The 17,883-nt window shown below is 49.5% G+C and carries 13 protein-coding genes; 11 read left to right on the top strand and 2 right to left on the bottom strand.

The features are described from left to right. Positions 1-11 precede the first annotated feature (11 nt). The 9 genes from HPY90_RS02955 to HPY90_RS02915 all read left to right on the top strand — a co-directional run bounded on the left by HPY90_RS02955 (position 12) and on the right by HPY90_RS02915 (position 14,494). Positions 12-1,307, top strand: coding sequence for an FAD-dependent oxidoreductase (locus HPY90_RS02955; protein ID WP_287190989.1), 1,296 nt, complete (start codon positions 12-14; stop codon positions 1,305-1,307). Further along, positions 1,304-1,582, top strand: coding sequence for a ferredoxin family protein (locus HPY90_RS02950; protein WP_502707182.1), 279 nt, complete (start codon positions 1,304-1,306; stop codon positions 1,580-1,582). Before HPY90_RS02955 ends, HPY90_RS02950 begins: the two co-directional genes overlap by 4 nt. A 129-nt stretch (positions 1,583-1,711) precedes the next feature. Next, positions 1,712-3,805 carry a sigma 54-interacting transcriptional regulator gene (locus HPY90_RS02945; RefSeq protein ID WP_287190984.1) on the top strand — a complete coding sequence of 698 codons (2,094 nt, stop codon included), beginning with the start codon at positions 1,712-1,714 and terminating at the stop codon, positions 3,803-3,805. Positions 3,806-4,945: 1,140 nt separating this feature from the next. After that, positions 4,946-6,130 carry an acetyl-CoA C-acetyltransferase gene (locus HPY90_RS02940; RefSeq protein ID WP_287190981.1) on the top strand — a complete coding sequence of 395 codons (1,185 nt, stop codon included), beginning with the start codon at positions 4,946-4,948 and terminating at the stop codon, positions 6,128-6,130. 96 nt (positions 6,131-6,226) lie between these two features. Continuing rightward, positions 6,227-8,059, top strand: a complete 1,833-nt coding sequence (locus tag HPY90_RS02935; RefSeq protein ID WP_287190978.1) for an acyl-CoA dehydrogenase — start codon at positions 6,227-6,229, stop codon at positions 8,057-8,059. 704 nt (positions 8,060-8,763) lie between these two features. After that, on the top strand, positions 8,764-10,122 hold the full coding sequence (locus HPY90_RS02930) for a butyryl-CoA:acetate CoA-transferase (protein ID WP_502707181.1): 1,359 nt from the start codon (positions 8,764-8,766) through the stop codon (positions 10,120-10,122). A 238-nt stretch (positions 10,123-10,360) separates the two neighbouring features. Next, positions 10,361-12,553, top strand: a complete 2,193-nt coding sequence (locus tag HPY90_RS02925; RefSeq protein ID WP_287190975.1) for a sigma 54-interacting transcriptional regulator — start codon at positions 10,361-10,363, stop codon at positions 12,551-12,553. A gap of 178 nt (positions 12,554-12,731) precedes the next feature. Next, positions 12,732-12,872 carry a hypothetical protein gene (locus HPY90_RS02920; RefSeq protein WP_287190972.1) on the top strand — a complete coding sequence of 47 codons (141 nt, stop codon included), beginning with the start codon at positions 12,732-12,734 and terminating at the stop codon, positions 12,870-12,872. Between the two features lie 479 nt (positions 12,873-13,351). After that, on the top strand, positions 13,352-14,494 hold the full coding sequence (locus HPY90_RS02915) for an acyl-CoA dehydrogenase (protein ID WP_273698982.1): 1,143 nt from the start codon (positions 13,352-13,354) through the stop codon (positions 14,492-14,494). A gap of 29 nt (positions 14,495-14,523) precedes the next feature. On the opposite strand, the gene HPY90_RS02910 is transcribed toward HPY90_RS02915, so the two are convergent. Continuing rightward, on the bottom strand, positions 14,524-15,477 hold the full coding sequence (locus HPY90_RS02910; protein ID WP_287190967.1) for a diguanylate cyclase: 954 nt from the start codon (positions 15,475-15,477) through the stop codon (positions 14,524-14,526). Positions 15,478-15,849: 372 nt separating this feature from the next. On the opposite strand from HPY90_RS02910, the gene HPY90_RS02905 reads away from it, so the two are divergent. Together HPY90_RS02905 and HPY90_RS02900 are read left to right on the top strand one after the other, a co-directional pair. After that, complete coding sequence (locus tag HPY90_RS02905) at positions 15,850-16,116, top strand: hypothetical protein (RefSeq protein WP_287190964.1); 267 nt, start codon at positions 15,850-15,852, stop codon at positions 16,114-16,116. A gap of 108 nt (positions 16,117-16,224) precedes the next feature. Then, positions 16,225-17,580: a stalk domain-containing protein gene (locus tag HPY90_RS02900; protein WP_287190961.1), complete on the top strand. Its 1,356-nt coding sequence runs from the start codon at positions 16,225-16,227 to the stop codon at positions 17,578-17,580. Between the two features lie 44 nt (positions 17,581-17,624). Here HPY90_RS02900 and rpmB read toward each other — a convergent pair whose 3' ends face one another. After that, positions 17,625-17,813 (bottom strand): 50S ribosomal protein L28, encoded by a 189-nt coding sequence (rpmB, locus tag HPY90_RS02895; RefSeq protein WP_013175070.1) that lies wholly within the window; start codon positions 17,811-17,813, stop codon positions 17,625-17,627. Positions 17,814-17,883: the final 70 nt, after the last annotated feature.

Genomic DNA, 17,883 nt, shown 5'->3' with positions numbered 1-17,883 from the left:
TGAGATGGGCTGTGGCAGAGGAAAAGTTTACAGCAGTTGTAGTAGGGGCAGGACCTGCGGGAAGTACGGCTGCCTATACGATGGCCAGAGAAGGCCTGGATGTTCTTCTCATTGACCGGGCTGATTCTCCCGGGGCCAAGAACATGTTCGGTGGCCGCATGTATAGTTACGCTCTGAACCGGGTCATTCCTGGGTTTTGGGAAGAGGCACCTTTAGAAAGACCTGTGGTGCGTGAAGCCATGGTAATTGTAGACGGCGAGCGGGTTGTTACCTTTACCTGCCAGGATGAGAAGTGGTTAAAAGAACCTCATCACTCTTTTACCCTCTTTCGGGCAGAGTTCGATGCTTGGTTGGCTGGCAAAGCGGAAGAGGCTGGTGCCTTGCTGGCATGTGGGATAAGGGTCGACGACGTGCTGATGAAGGACGGGAAAGTGGTAGGGGTCCGAGCAGGAGAAGACGAAATACTTGCGGACGTAGTGATTGCGGCTGATGGCGCCAACTCTCTTATTGCAGAAAAAGCCGGTTTGAGAAAACAAATCAAGGCTCAGGAAGTCGCCACCGGGGTCAAACAAGTTATTGAGTTATCGCCGGGCGTCATAAACGAGCGGTTTAACCTCGCTGGCGACGGTGGCCAAGCCAGCCTCTATGTCGGCGATTGCACGAAAGGAATGACGGGGGGCGGGTTCCTTTATACGAATAAATCGAGTATTTCCCTAGGCTTGGTGATTAAGGCATCGGAACTCCAGGACGATCAGTACAGGATAGTCGACCTCATTGAGGATTTCAAGGTTCATCCGGCAATTGCACCTTTAATCGAGGGAGGAGAAGTGGTGGAGTATTCGGCCCATTTGGTACCGGAGGGCGGGATGCCGATGATGCCTACCCTTGTCTCCGATGGCATCCTGGTGACCGGGGATGCCGCAGGGTTTGTACTCAACCTAGGGTATCAGGTCAGAGGAATGGATCTTGCCATCGCATCGGGGCAGGCGGCGGCTCAGGCTGTGCTAGAAGCCAAGTCTAACAACGATTTCACCAAAGACGGCCTTAAGGGTTATTTAGATTTTCTGAAACAGAACCTGGTGCTGTCAGAAATGGAGTTCTATAAAGAAGCACCTCACTTTCTGGAAAATAAGAGGTTTTACAAAACTTATCCTTCCCTGATTTCAGCAACTTTTTCGGAAATGTTTACAGTCAATGGGTCTCCTCCGGTTCATCTCTGGGGACGGTTTATGAGCCAGTTGAAGATGAACGGGATCGGCTTAGGAAGACTTGTAGGTGATATATGGAAAGGGGTGCGGGTGTTTTGAAACGCTTAGCTCCAGAACAGTTGCTGGCTATAGACAAGTTTTCAGTAGATGACGAATACCGACACATAGTCTTGGATCGGGACAAGTGCAAGTCATGTCACGGTAAACCGTGTATTTACGCTTGTCCGGCTGGCTTGTACAATCTTAAGGACGGTGAAGTTACTTTCGATTGTGCAGGTTGTTTGGAGTGTGGGACCTGCAGGGTTGTATGCCCTCAATCGCTGCAGTGGGAATACCCCAGGGGGGGGTTTGGTATCGTTTATCGTTATGGGTAGACACAAAACGCTCGCAAATCAAGGAGGTTAAAGAGTTTTCCCCCGGTGATGGGGGATTTTTTGTTTTTATGGACTTTGAAAAACTGTTAAAATAGTAATCAAGGCCGGGAATGGTTGGAGGGATTCCAGGTGAGGGTAAAGGATGTCATGACTACAGATCTGGTGGTAATACGGCCTGAACAGACTATCCGAGAAGTGGCAGGGGTATTATCGGAACCGAGCATCGACAGCCTGCCGGTAGTAGACGAGGCAGGAAGATTGTTAGGGCTTGTCAGCAAGAGCGATGTTTTGAAAGCTTTTACGAAGAGCCTAGACCCGAATACTCCTGTTAGCGAAATCATGACGGGGAATGAGGTTAAAGTAGCGCACCCCGAAGATGCAGTTGAAGAAGATTCGGCGGAAATCAGTTGTCTGCCTGTCGTGTATAAAGAAAAGCTGGTAGGTGTTTGTACCCGGTCGAATCTGACCAGAGCTGTGATTGAAAAGTTGCAGCATGTTAGGGACGAGCTGTTCACAATTATAAACTCTATTCACAACCCGATAGTCTCGATAGACAATCGGGGAGCGGTTAGGGTCATAAACCGGTCTGCAGAGAAGTTGTTGGGCAAGGGGTCAGATAGGGTCATAGGGAAGAATGTTAGGGCTATTTTCTTTACTACCAAGTTATTAGAGACCCTTAAGACTGGCAAAACCGAGATTTCTCAAAAGATAAAACTGAACAACAAGTATTTTATTTCCGAGCGCACCCCAATAGTCAGAGACGGAAAGATCGTGGGAGCGGTCGCGATTATGCAAGACATTACCGAGTTGGAGGAAGTGTCGAGAGAGCTGCGCAGTGTAAAAGAACTGAATTCGGAACTAGATGCGATAATCCAGTCTTCATTTGACGGGTTATTTGTTACTGACAGCGAAGGCCGAGTGGTTCGGGTGAACCGGGCATACGAACGCATAACCGGTTTGAACGAGAAGGACTTGTTAGGCAAGACCATGGAGGATATGATAAGAGAAGGCACGTTTTCTAATTCTGCATCCTTGTTGGTTCTTGAGAAAAAAGAACCGGTGACTATCATCCAGGAGAACCGGAATGGTAAAGTAACGTTGGTAACCGGTAACCCTGTGTTTGACGACAGCGGAGAGATTTTTCGGGTGGTAACCAATGTAAGGGATATAACTGAACTCAACCCATTGAAACAGGAACTGGAACAAGCCCGCGGTTTGAGCAGGCATTACGAGCATCAACTGCAGCGGTTGCGTATAGTGTATTCTGGCGGAAAGCTCGTTGTTAACTCGGATAAAATGCGGGCTCTTGTAGATTTGGTCATGCGTTTAGCCCAGGTTGATTCCACCATATTGATTCAAGGGGAATCCGGAGTCGGAAAAGAGCTGATAGCCGAGACTATCCATAACAACAGCCCGCGTAAAGACGGGCCGTTCATTAAGGTTAACTGCGGCGCCATTCCCGAAAATCTTCTGGAGTCAGAGCTTTTTGGTTATGAGGATGGCGCGTTTACCGGAGCACGCAAGGAAGGGAAAATAGGCCTGTTTGAACTGGCAGCCGGAGGTACCCTCTTCCTAGATGAGATCAGCGAATTGCCGCTGAATCTTCAAGTCAAGCTGTTGAGAACAATTCAGGAAAAAGAGGTTACTCGAGTGGGCGGGGCGCACCCTATCAAGGTGGATATACGAATTATTGCCGGTAGCAACCGGGACTTGGCTGCCATGGTCAGGGCGAAAAAATTCAGAGAGGACCTGTATTACCGCCTCAATGTGGTGCCGGTTTACGTTCCGCCTCTGAGGGAGAGAAAAGAGGAGATACCGGCTTTAGTGGCTCACTTTTTAAATAGGTTTAACGAGCAGTATGATTTGAACAAGAACATAGCACCGGCGGTGGTAGACGTGTTCATGGGCTACGATTGGCCTGGGAATGTCAGAGAATTGGAGAATCTGATTGAGAGATTAGTAGTAATAACGCCCGGAGACGTGATCACGACGGATGAATTGCCTCCCTATTTACTTAGTAAGCCTTCCGACATCAGCGTGCGGGTATCGGTTTCAGATGTTGTACCTCTCAAGCATGCGATCGAGAGTGTGGAGAGACAGATACTGGAGAAAGCCTTTTCCAGGTTTAAAAGCACCCGCCGGGTAGCGAAGGAACTGGGAGTCAATCAATCCACCGTGGTTCGAAAAGCAGCCAAGTATAATATAGCTATTTTGGACAGGTGATGCTACGGCGCATCGAACGATGCAAATAAGCATCATTCGATGCACGCCACTGCCCCGTCTTTTTGAATAACCCGTCTAAGCTAGTATCCTGCGTACTGATGCGTTTCTGCATCGAATTTCCGCTTATATGCACTGCATTTTTATTTTGTCAAAATTTTTGTCAAGTCTTCTTAATGCATTCTGTTAAAGAAGCTTGGAATGCATATTTATACATAGACTGCAAGAAGGACCACGGAGGCATAAGTTTTGCAAATTATACAGAGACGGAGGTTGATGGCCTTCGTAGCCCCTGGAGGCCCAAGGCTTGTTTTTACGAGGGCCGGGGCAAATATGGGATGGGGAGGTGAGCTAAGGCTTAGAATTCCGGATTGACAGGGATCAGTCAGGGGGATGTTAGCAATTAGGGGGACAAGACTAATATAATAATGATCATTTGTGACGTATAAATGTCGTGGTTTGCGTAAGGTTTAGTTGTAATGATTTTATGATGGCGGGGGATAGGGTCAAGTACAGAACGGTTAAGAGAAGAAAGGAAAAGAGACAATTATAACTAGGAATATAGAGAGATGAAGAAAAGGCATAGATGACGTGCCTTGTGGAGACGACGGGCCATACAAGCTTCGTAATCAACGGGAGTCGGAACTACCTCCGAGGGCGGCAACGGAGGCCCGGCCTATGTGTAAGTGAAGGATTCAAAGCGTTGAATCCAGGTTCATGGTGGTTAGAGGGACGGGGTGAAGGAAGTGGGTCTATGGTCGTCGGTAGTACGGGTTTTGTGCGGAAAGCAGGGAGGAGTACGGCACAGGCGACATCTACGTAACTACTTTCACCTTCTTGCATTACCAACAGACCATAGAGACGCTGGGGGATGTTGTCTTTATTATCTATCAATTATCACAGATGAATAAAGAGATAAAGTGATGAGGATGGAGGAGTTTTGGGCTGTGGCTCGTAGTGGCTGGGTTGGGAGGGTGTGTAGGACGGGATAACGTATATTTAAAGGTGAACAAGACATAACAAGCAAACATCTGCACATAATGTCTGGGGGGAGGGATCGGAAACCTGCCCGGGGGAGTTAGGTGGTTTAGAAGAAGACATCAAGTTCAGTTCTTTTAAGTTATCTTTTGAGGAGGTAAGAGGATGAGCAGAGAGGTCGTTTTGGTAGGGGCATGTCGCACTCCGGTAGGGACTTTTGGAGGGACTCTTAAGGACATGACGGCGGTACAGTTGGGTACAATCGTCATGAAGGAAGCATTGAAGAGAGCCGGGATCTCAGGGGACCAGCTAGATGAGGTAATATTCGGATGTGTGTTGCAGGCAGGACAGGGACAGAACGTTGCCCGCCAGTGTGCTATTCATGCGGGGATACCGGAAACGGTCACGTCGTTCACCATTAACAAGGTATGCGGTTCTGGGCTAAGAGCAGTCAGCCTTGCGGCGCAGATCATCAAAGCAGGGGACGCTGACATTGTATTGGCTGGCGGCACCGAGAGCATGACCAACGCTCCTTATCTGGTGCCTAAAGCCCGTTACGGATATCGCATGGGCGACGGCAAGCTGGTGGACGAGATGGTGTTCGGCGGGTTGACCGACATCTTCAACGGGTATCACATGGGGATTACCGCCGAGAATGTAAACGAAATGTATGGGATAACCAGGGAGGAACAGGACGAATTTGGATTAAGGAGCCAGGAGAGGGCTTTTGCAGCTATAGAATCTGGCAGATTTAAGGACGAGATCGTGCCGGTAGTCATCAAGACCAAGAAGGGCGAGGTAGTTTTCGATACAGATGAACATCCCCGCCGCACTACGATGGAGGCCTTGGCCAAGCTGAAACCGGCGTTTAAGAAAGACGGCAGTGTAACTGCAGGTAACGCTTCGGGGATAAACGACGGGGCAGCGGCGGTAATAGTCATGTCGAAAGAAAAGGCCGATGAACTGGGAATCAAGCCGATGGCCAGAGTAGTAAGCTATGCCTCGGGCGGGGTGGATCCCAAGATTATGGGTGTAGGACCTGTACCTGCTACTAAGAAAGCATTAGCCAAAGCCGGATTAACCTTAGACGATATAGATCTGATTGAAGCCAACGAAGCATTTGCTGCCCAATCCATAGCGGTGGCACGCGATATGGGCTGGGACAAGATGATGGACAAGGTTAACGTAAACGGAGGGGCAATAGCCCTGGGTCATCCGATCGGAGCTTCTGGTTGTCGTATACTCGTAACTCTGCTCTATGAAATGCAAAAGAGGAACGCGAAGCGGGGACTGGCAACCTTGTGTATCGGTGGTGGACAAGGGACCACGCTTATTGTCGAGAGTTTATAGTGGGTCGGTCCTGTACAGAGACTGGATGACGGTCTGAAAGCCAATGATATTGGCCGGAAGACATAGTCAGACATATATAGTAAGGAGGGAATTGTTGTGCCTCATAATAACTATTTGCTCCAGACGCGCGATATTAGGTTTGTTATTAAAGAATGGCTGGAGACGGAAAGGCTGCTGTCCATGGATGCCTACAAAGACTACTACGGAGTTGACGATTTTGATTCTATCCTCGACGTCAACTACAAGGTCTGCCGCGATGTAATGTGCCCGGCCAACAAGGACGCAGATGAGATTGGAATGAAGTTTGTCGGCGGCAACGAGCAGGCGGTCGTGAGTCCAGAGTCCTTCAAGAAAGTCTATAATACGGTGATGGAAGCCGGGTTGGGCCCACAGTTTGGAGACCGTTCCGCGGAAGGGCGCATGCCGCTCAGCTGGTACGCCCCCATCCTGGAGATGCAGACGGCTGCGTCGCCGGCTATCGTTATGTTTTGGTGCCTGACCCAAGGGGCGACCACCATTATTCAATATAACTGTTCAGAGTTTCTGAAGAACCTTTTCCTGCCTAAAATGTATACGGGCGAATGGGCTGGAACCATGTGTCTGACCGAGCCCCAGGCTGGTTCTGACCTGAACGCGGTTGCTACCCGCGCATTCCCTACGGACAAGAAAGGGATCTACAAGATTAAGGGACAGAAGTGCTTCATTACTTCGGGGGACCACGATCTGAGCAAGAATATAATTCACATGGTTTTGGCTAAGACCCCGGATGCTCTGCCTGGCACCGCCGGTATTTCATTGTTTATTGTTCCTAAGTTCTGGGTAGATGAGAACGGGAACGTGGGGGGCTGGAACGACGTAACCACCGTCGGCATCGAGCACAAGATGGGGCTCCATGGATCCTCTACCTGTACCCTGGCGTTTGGCGAGAACGATAACTGCTACGGCTATCTAGTAGGCGAGGAGCCGGTAGGAGGGCGCGGCAAAGGCCTGTCCTACATGTTCCAGATGATGAACGAAGAGCGCCTGAACACCGGGTTGTTCGCTCTTGGAACCATCACATCGGCATATTATGCAGCTCTAGACTACACCAAAATTCGCGTGCAGAGCCCGTCCTTCAAAAACCCGAAAGGGCCGGCTGTACGTATAATCGAGCACGAGGACGTCAGGCGCATGCTCATGTATCAGAAGTCCTGTATGGAAGCGATTAGAGCTCTCATCTACTCGACCTATTTCCACGTCGACCTGATTCACGATTCCCCTGACCCAGCAGAGCGGGAGTGGGCTGACGACGTCTTCATGATTCAGAACCCGCTGTGCAAAGCATACTCCTCCGATATGGCTTGGTTATTGACTGCGGAAGCTATCCAGTGTCACGGCGGTTACGGCTATATGGAAGAGTACGCTCCGGCTTCACTGGCACGTGACTGCAAGATCTACGCTATATGGGAAGGAACTAACTTCATCCAGGCCAATGACCTTACCGGCCGCAAGTTCTCCATGAAGAAGGGAGAACCGTTTAGGAAGTGGGTCGACGCTATTGGTGAATTCATAGCCCAGAAGAAGACGCCGGAGTTTGCTAACGAATTCGCGATGATGGAAGAGGCGTTTGCCACCTACAAACAAATCTTAGCGACTAACGAGTCCTGGAAAGCTACCCGTCCCGAACTAACACCGTTATTCGCAACTCGTATACTGCACGCGACTGCCATGGTTAAGTGCGGGCAGCTCTTGCTCGACCAGGGCTTGGTAGCAGCCAAGAAACTGGCCGAACTGGGCGAGGACCATTATGATGCCAATTTCTACAAGGGTAAGATCGCAAGCGCCAAGTTCTATGTAATGAACGTTGTACCTAACGTGTTTGGTATCGACAAGGCCATGAAGGCAGCGGACACCAGCGCTATCGATCTGCCAGAAGAGGCATATATGTAAACGTGATAGCCAAGGGGTCGAAGCAAGCTCGTGTTTTAAGGTACGATTAGACCAGGGAAAATATAACTACTAAAACGTCGGCGGGGTCTATAGACCTCGCCTTCTTTTGCGTAGAGCAGTTGCAACAGCGCATCATAAGATGCAGGGCGACATCTACCGATTTACTTTGTCGGTGGTAGCAAGATGCTGAATAGCGACACAAATAGGCGTCAATCGCCCTGCGGCGCGGAATATATCGTTTTGATGGTGAGAGGGCAGGTCTGCGAGATGCGCAATGGCATCAGCCGCGGCGGATGGCATGATGACAAAGTGCATCACAAACAAGCTGTTAAGTGTTTTCTATGACTTAAAGAGATACGATTTGCGGTGAATTGAAGCTAGAAAGGTCCGGGTAAACCGCGGTGTGGCGGGCGTTTACCATTAAGGAGGGGTCACATGGCACGGTAGTTGCTTATGTGTAGTCATTGGGATACGAGTATAACAGCGCATCGACCTAGAGAAAGAGATGGACTCCCTCGCCATGCTGCTCTATGGTGCAGGGGTGTAAGGGGTAATAGGATTCTCTAGCAGAGGTAAGAGTAGCTGGTGTCATAGGAAGAATGATCACCAAGTACCCGTACAAGTTGCCTGTATCATAGAGCGGCGGCCTTTTTTTATTAGGCACCAAAATAAAAAGATAAATGAGAGAAGGAGGGTGTTTTGTAGTGGGGTTGATGGATGAGTACAGAAGCAAGCTAGTCACAGCAGAGCAGGCGGTCAAGGTTGTAAAATCGGGGGACTGGGTTGATTACGGCTGGTGTGTCGGACATGCATATGAACTGGACAAAGCCCTAGCCGCCCGGGCCGAGGAGCTTACCGACGTAAAAGTCAGAGGCGGAGTAACCCTGTGGATGCCAGAAATATTCAAGATTGAAAACCCAGGAGACCATTTCACGTGGATGAGCTGGCATTTCACGGGAGTTGACCGCAAAATCTACGAGATGGGTTGTGGATATTATGGCCCCATCAAGTACAATGAACTACCCCGGTACTATCGCAACCACGTGAAAGACGTCGACGTAGCGATGTTTCAAGTAGCCCCGATGGACAAGCATGGTTATTTCAATTTCGGACCGCAGGCATCGCATATGATGGCCATGTGTGAGCGGGCTAAAATCATAATCGTCGAAGTGAACGAAAACATGCCCAGGTGTCTGGGCGGGTACGAGAGCGAGATTCACATATCTAAGGTAGACTACATTGTAGAAGGACCCAATCCTCCTCTAGCTCAGCTTCCGTCGGCTCCACCTACGGAAGTGGACAAAAGAGTAGCAGAATTAATAGTGAGCCAGATTGGCGACGGAGCTTGTCTGCAGCTGGGGATAGGCGGGATGCCAAATGCGGTCGGGACGATGATAGCCGAGTCCGACTTGAAGGATCTCGGAGTACACACCGAGATGTATGTCGACGCGTTTGTCGATATCTATAACGCCGGGAAGATAACCGGGGCTCGGAAATCTATTGACCGTTTCCGGCAAACATTCGCTTTCGGGGCAGGGACCAATAAACTGTACGAGTTCGTGAACGATAATCCCGGAGTAGCCAGCTATCCCGTAGATTATACTAATCATCCCTCTCAAGTGGCCAAGCTGGATAACTTCATCTCTATTAACAACGCGATTGAGATAGACTTATTCGGGCAGGTCTGTTCGGAGTCTTCAGGTATTCGACACATAAGCGGCACCGGGGGACAGCTTGATTTCGTGCAGGGGGCGTATGATTCCCGAGGAGGGAAGAGTTTCATCTGTTTATCCTCAACCTATGGTAAGAAAGGAGAACTTAAATCCAGAATAGTTCCTACTTTGACTCCGGGAAGCATTGTTACCGACCCTCGTACGGCGACGCACATAATTGTTACCGAATATGGAATGGCTAACCTAAAGGGATTGAGTACCTGGGAAAGAGCTGAAGCTATAATCAACATCGCTCATCCTGACTTCCGGGACCAGCTGATTGCCGAAGCTGAAAAAATGAAGATCTGGAGGAGAAGCAACAAGCGGGGTTCGCAAACGGTTGTGGCTTAGAATTCGAAGGTCTGGACAGGCTGGAGAAAGTTTTGTGGTTTTACAGGTTCCGGTTGCATTTTAGAGAAGGTGCTGATATTTGAGGAATCTCCGTAACAGCGGGGTTGGAGAAACCCCGCTGTAAGTTTATGACTCGTGAACTGATAGGGGCGATGTTGCTATCGAATTAGAGCTGCTTGTGTTATAGAATAAGTTAATGGGGAAAACAAGATGAAACTGGATGGGGTGAGGGAGAGCTATGAAGTTTAAAGAAGTTATGACCCCTAATCCGCTGACTTTGAGCCCTGACCAGACGGTTAGAGAGGTCGCCTCGATTTTCTTAGGAAGACGTATCGACGGTGCTCCAGTAGTAAACGAGTGGGGTGAGCTCATCGGGCTTTTTACCAAAAGCCATATAATGCGGGTAGTGGCCGAAGGAAGGGATCTCGATACACCGGTAAGAGACTTGATGACTAAGGACAACATAATAACCGCAGGGCCGGAGGACGACATCGACGATTTCTATCAAGGACCGGAAGAGATATCGGGGACCAAGGTCATCGACCCCTTACACGGATTGATGGGGGGCGAGGTTGCCATCCAAAAAGCCCAGTTCGGAAGGCTGCCTATTGTCGAAGGTAAGAAAGTCGTAGGTATGTTTACCCGGACTGATACCACCAAGGTGTTCCTGGAGCAGTTGCAAAAGGTAGGCAGCGAGTTGGTGACCATACTCGATTCGGTTCACAACGGTATACTGTCTGTGGATCGCCGTGGGGACATCAGGGTATTCAACCGGGCTGCCGAAAGGCTCTTAGGGAAATCGGCAGAGGCGGTTCTGGGCAAAAACGCCAAAGCCTGTTTTCCTACCACCAAGATACTGGAAACCCTGAAAACCGGTGAAGCCAGGTACGCGGTGAGGGTGAACATCAACAACAAAACCTTGATTTCGAACCACGCACCGATTATTAAAGACGGGGAAATCATAGGGGCGGTTGCGGTTTTTCAGGATATCACGGAACTGGAAGAGATATCACGAGAATTGGAGTACACCAAAGAGTTAAACGCGGAACTAGACGCCATCTTCGAGTCTTCCTATGACGGGCTTTTCGTTACCGACGGGAACGGGGTTGTGGTTAGGTTAAACAAGGCTTTGGAAAGGACTACTGGCCTCAAAGGGGAAGAAATGCTGGGCAAAAACATGAGGGAACTGGTGGACACGGGTTACTTTTCCGATTCAGTCACTTTGCTGGCTATTGAGAAACGGGAACCCGTTACCTTGCTGGAGAAAACCGGTGCTGGGAAAATAATCTTGGTTACAGGTAACCCAATATTCAACCAAAAGGGAGAAGTTGTACGGGTTTTGACCAACTGCCGGGATATCACTGAGCTTACGGAACTGCGGGATAAGCTGGAGCGGATGCAGGGGTTGTCGAAACACTATGCTACCCAATTACAGCAACTGCGTATGAAATATGCGGAGTGGCAGCACATGGTTATCAGTTCTGCGAAGATGGAGAACCTCATGGAGTTGGTGGTACGGCTGGCTCAAGTAGATTCCACGATACTGATACAAGGGGAATCCGGGGTCGGCAAAGAGTTAATCGCGGAGACTATTCACGCCAACAGCCCCCGGCGCAAGGGGCCTTTCATCAAGGTTAACTGCGGTGCGATTCCCGAGAACCTTTTGGAGTCGGAGCTCTTCGGTTATGAGGAAGGGGCTTTTACCGGGGCCAGAAAAGAGGGTAAAGCCGGGACCTTTGAACTGGCCGGCGGGGGCATCCTGTTCTTAGACGAAATAGGCGAATTGCCCCTGAACCTGCAGGTGAAACTGCTAAGGGTGCTGCAGGATCGGGAAATCACCCGGGTAGGCGGAACCAAGTCTATCCCCATAGATGTTCGTATAATCGCAGGTACTAACCGAGACCTGGCTAAAATGGTGGAAGAGAAACTGTTCCGCGAAGACCTCTTTTACCGTTTGAACGTGGTACCTCTGGTAGTTCCTCCTCTGCGCGAGCGTTTAGAGGAGATTCCCGCTTTTGTGAGCCATTTTCTCAACAAGTATAACCAGAGGTACAGTTTGCACAAGCGAGTGGCACCAGAGGTGATCGACGCTTTCATGCAGTATAACTGGCCCGGTAACGTACGTGAATTAGAAAACTTGATTGAACGATTGGTTGTTACTACTGCGCACGATACCATAACCTGCGAAGACTTGCCGCCCTATTTGGGAGGAAGCAGGGCTAATCAGGTCACTTCTGAGATAGCAGTCTCGGAAGTAATTCCGTTGAGGTATGCCATTGAAGCCTTGGAAAAGCAATTGCTGGAGAAGGCTTTTGCCAAGTACAAAACAACCCGTAAAATAGCCAAAGAGTTAGGCGTAAACCAGTCAACCGTGGTCAGGAAAGCGGCAAAGTACGGGTTAGGTAACCACCGAACCGCTGTGAATACCTAACGATATTGATGCAATAGGGCAATAATCGATGCACTAGTGCGCAGTAGTGTGCGATGTCGTAGGGCATCGTTAGCGAGTAAATGCTATCCTGGTTAGAGCTTGTAAAGGCGAAAAGTGCTGTGAAATATATAACAATTGAGCAAGAAGGGTGTCGGTCTTGCAGGGTGGGCGTCCGAGGATGCAGCTAAGCATCGAAAATCAAGATGTGATGTCGAATGACATCAACCTGTTCGCCCGCCGCGAGTTTCTTCAAGCCCAAGCTCAAAGTTGTCTTCTGAGAAGTTCAGGCTGGACGGGCATTCCTGGGACCGGCATATAAGCGAGAAAAAAGCTTAGGAGACGGACAAAACTTGGCACATTAATTGCATCTTCTATAGGGTGTGGGTATAATAAATTAATGGTTAACAGTTTAGTTTTGACTCCCTCGCCATGCTGCTCTACGGTACGGAACTTGACTAGAAGGTTTTGCCTTAGTGGCTGGAAACCTTGTTGATACAGTGACGTGTCTAGTGGTCTACCCACAGATAGATGCCTGTATCGTAGAGCGGCGGCTTTTTTTTATGTAGTAGTGGATGGTAGTGCATGGAAAAGTATACAGGGAATTTATGGGCTCGGTTAAGCTATCCATAACCAGCCCTTTTACAAAATCATAGATACGAGCACACGGTTCCGACTAGAAGCTGGGAAGTAGTTATTATCCCAGTTTTTTTTATGTTTATAATGGATGTTAGTGGAGTATATTGCCCTTGCTTGCAAAAACCAAAGGGATTGGCGTACACTGGTGAGGGAGGGGGAACCGTGCATTTCCGACTGAGCGAAGATCAGCAGATGTTCAAGAAAATGGTGAGGGATTTCGCCGAGAATGAGATACTACCGACTGCTGCGGAAAGGGATCGGGAACAAAGGTTTGATCCCAGTATATGGCGCAAGATGGCAGAGCTGGACTTGTGTGGCATTCCGTTTGAGCAAGAGTACGGTGGAGCTGGGCTTGGTTATCTCAGTTACATCATCGCGGTAGAAGAATTATCGCGCGTGTGTGCCGCTACCGGCATAACTCTTTCTTCCCATATTTCGCTTTGCTGCTGGCCTATTCATGAATACGCTCGACCAGAGCAAAAGGCGAAGTATCTAAGGATGCTGACGTCAGGCGAAAAGATGGGGGCGTTTGCTATGACGGAGCCTTGGGCGGGGAGTGATGCCAGCAGCATACGAACCCGTTGTCGGCTAGAGGGAGATGAGTGGGTCTTGGACGGCACCAAGTTATTTACCACTAATGCTCCCTACGCGGACATCTACATTGTGATGGCGCGGACAGGCAGCGCCGATGACAGGCACCGTAATACATGCGCCCTGGTGGTTGAAAAGGGTTCCCCGGGGTTTACTTTTGGTAGGCAGGATGACAAGATGGGTATTCGTGGTTCAGCTACGTGCCAACTGGTGTTCGATAACTGCCGCATACCGAGGGAGAACCTGTTGGGACAGGTAGGAGAAGGCTTTGCCATAGCTATGAGGACTTTGGACGGGGGTCGAATCGGAGTGGCAGCTCAGGCTGTGGGTATTGCCCAAGCGGCTTACGAATACGCTCTCAGGTACGCGAAGGAGAGGATTCAGTTCGAGAAGCCAATAGCTACCTTTCAAGCTATACAGTTTAAGCTGGCTGATATGGCGACGAGGATTGAAGCAGCCCGTCTTCTGACCTATCAAGCGGCTTGGCTTCAAGAAAACGGTTTCCCTTATTCCAAAGAAAGCGCCTTCGCGAAGGTGTTCGCTGGCGACGTGGCCATGTGGGTTACTACAGAAGCGGTACAGGTGCTGGGAGGGCATGGCTACATAAAAGACCATCCGGTGGAACGCTACATGAGGGATGCTAAGATAACTCAGATCTATGAAGGAACAGCTGAGGTCCAGAGAATGGTTATAGCTAATCACATCCTCAAGTGAATCGCATGCGGGCTTCCCTCTGACAGTTGTTACTCTTCTCTAAATACTCTGATTGAGTTTCTGCCAGCGTTCTTTGCTTGGTACAGCGCTTGGTCAGCTTTGCGGATGACCTCGTAGTAACTAAAGTCCGGATTGTCCGGCTTGAAACAGCTGAGGCCTATACTGACGGTAAGACGGTTGTGTGGTGGGTTAGCCGGGTGTACTATGTTCTTCTTCGCGATTTCTTCCTGGATGCGTTGTGCAATGCGCATTCCGTCGGGACAGTCCGTCTGAGGAAGGATGACTACGATTTCTTCTCCTCCGTAGCGAGCCACGAAGTCGTAGGAGCGGACGGAATTTTTGAATATCTCCCCTAGGGTTCTGAGAACACGGTCACCGGCCTGGTGTCCGAAGTAATCATTGAATTTTTTAAAGAAGTCAATGTCGGCAATGAGTAAACAATACGGTTGATGTAATCTTACGGCCTGGTTGTGAACTCTTTCGATTTCCATTTCGAAGGCGCGGCGGTTTCCTATCAGCATCAACTCGTCGGTCAAAGACAATATTTGGAGCTTTTCGGCCAACAGCGACAGCTGCTCGTTCTTTTCTTTGAGTTCGTCTGCATACTGTTTCGGTTTGAGCTGAGTCTTGACTCGCACCCATATTTCCTCGAGGAAAAAAGGCTTGGTGACAAAATCTACTGCTCCCTCTTCAAAGGCCTTCACAATAGCTTCCCGGTCGTTGCGCGACGTGACAAATATCACGGGGATATCTTTTGTGAGTTCATTTTCCTTGAGCGCAGCGCAAACCTCGAAACCGTTCTTGTCGGGTAGAACCAAATCCAACAAAATAATATCAGGCTCCAACAACTTGGCCATCTCAATACCGGAGCTGCCGGTCGCCGCCCAGAAAGATTCCCAATCCTCTTTTATAAATATCTGTTCCAAAAGTTTAAAACTTAGCTTTTCATCATCGACTACCAGAACCCTAGTCTTGCGCGACATTACCTCGTATCTCCTCACTTCCGCGGCTACAGAACTGGTCACAGGCCCACGACTATATTATAGCAGGATGAAAAACCTTGGGTAACAAAAATCACGGGCCCGGATCGGTATTCATTGTTCATTGCTTTTCCATCGAACAACCGGCTTTTAGATTTTCCTACCGAAACACTAGGTTGGTCGTTACCAGACTGAGGTTCGAATTTTCGAGAATTTGTGGTAAGATGTTGATTACTGGGACCGGTACGATGGCGCAACGATTGTTCGTAACAACTGGACAGGCCTTTGCATTGAGGGAAGCGCCTGTAGTTGCAATCATCGGGATAAAAAGCAATGATTGGGCCAGGCGATGATGATAGGAGGAGCGGGAAGGAAATGGAGGAGTATAGAGGATTGAGCGGTGCTCTAACGGATTCTAGAATTGGGACTGTCGATAAAATACGGCTTGGAGTAATAGCTGCCCAAGTAAAGAGGACCAAGGATCCGGCTAGACTAAGAGAAATACTGGAACAGAACCGGGATTTGGTGCAACGGTTAATAAAGAAAGGCGTGGTCAGTTCCCAGCAGGTAGAAGAGGCGGAAAAGAAACTGAAAGAGATGGAGGCCAAAGGTGAGCTTTGCGACCTAAGCAGCTTTCTATGAGAAAAAGCGGGGCATTTTTGATATTCCGGCGAGAAGGCAGGATGTTGGCTGAGGGTGTCGTATACATGATTATATGAGAAAACGTGAGACACTTACGAGGGTGGAGGAGTGAATACTGACGTGAGAAGAGCCTTGGTCATTTTCACCGTTATGGCCTGGTTGGGGATGTTTTTCGGTTATCTTCCTTTGGCTTACGCAGCCGATAATGGGCTTAAGATAGTGATAAATGGTAGCTCGATAAAGGTGCCAGCGGGCGACCAGGCACCGTTTTGCCTGCAGGGACGTACATATGTCCCGCTCCGGGTTATTAGCGAAGGACTCGGAGCCCGGGTTGAATGGCGGGCAAGTACCAGGCAAGTGGTAATTTACACTCCAGGTGCTGTGGTTTCGCCAGTAGCCCAACCTGTTTTAAGGAACGGGAATCGGAGCGATATTGAGGTCGTAATAAATGGGCAGGTTCTGGTCATACCGCCTGAGTATGGCAGGGTAATGGTAACCAGGTTAGGGAGAACTGTGGTTCCTATGAGGGTCATCGGCCAGGCTCTAGGGTGTCAGGTGACCTGGGATGCTGCTACGCGGACCGTGTTTGTCACTTCTAATCCTGTGGCTTCCGATTCCTCCGAGGATTCCACCGGCGGTCCTAATGGAGGGGCTGATGAAAACGCAGACAAGACGCGTTTGGTACAGGAACTAGCTAGCTATCATACTAACCTGAAGTTGTCGGACGGGACGGTAATCAATACACAGGATCTGACTTCGAAAGATATTTCCACGTTCAGCGAGGCTGACCTTCAGTTATTCCAGACGGCCTTGAAAGAGCTTCAGAAGTATACAAAAGAAATACAATTGCCCGACGGTACAGTTATTCCCACCCGATCTCTGGAGATCAAAGGGAAGTCGATTGCTACTGCCGACCAGCTAAAATCCTGGATACAGGCAGAAACCCCGAGGATCCAGGCTAAGATGGAGCAGAACCACCGGGTTTTCCAGCCGATACCGCTCGAGCTTGTAGATCTTTACCTCCAAATAGGTTCTGAATATGGAATCAGAGGGGATCTGGCTTTTTGCCAGGCGGTTAAGGAAACCGAGTACTTCCAGTTCACGGGTCTGGTTCAGTCGTGGCAGAATAACTACTGCGGGTTGTGGGCTACAGGCTCTGCTTGCACGGGGCAGGAATCCCTGAACGGGGCAGATCCGGGGATGGTAAATTTCCAGCCTGGAGTGCACGGGGCCATATTCTCGTCGCCGGCTGCAGGGGTAGAAGCCCATATACAGCATCTCTACGCTTATGCAACCAAGGAATCATTACCATCAGGAAAGGTGCTGTGTGATCCCCGGTTTGGGCTGGTAGCCAGGGGAAGTGCTCCTACTTGGCAGGGGTTAAATGCTCGCTGGGCAGTTCCGGGAATTACCTACGGGCAGAGCATAATCCAAGATTACTGGCTAAAAGCCTTAAACAGGTAAAACAAAACTTAAGCCTTAGACTGGGCTAAGGCTTGTGTTATCAACTATATGGCTCTTTGAACTTTGCCGGAACGAAGACAGCGGGTACATACGTATGTCTTCTGGGGTTGGCCGTCAACCAGAATTCGGACTTTCTGCACATTTGGTTTCCATTTGCGGTTGGTTCTTATGTGGGAGTGGCTGTACTGCTTCCCAAAAACAATTCCCTTGCCGCAGATTTCACACTTGGCCACTTTTGCTTCCTCCTCTCGTTGAAAGTACACGCTCCCATTGTATCAAAACGGGCGGGAGAGGGCAAGAAAA

Source organism: Syntrophothermus sp., from assembly GCF_013314835.1.
Lineage (GTDB): Bacteria > Bacillota > Syntrophomonadia > Syntrophomonadales > Syntrophothermaceae > Syntrophothermus > Syntrophothermus lipocalidus.
The sequence above is the reverse complement of the archived record's forward strand: the minus strand, read 5'-3'. Positions and strand labels throughout refer to the sequence as shown.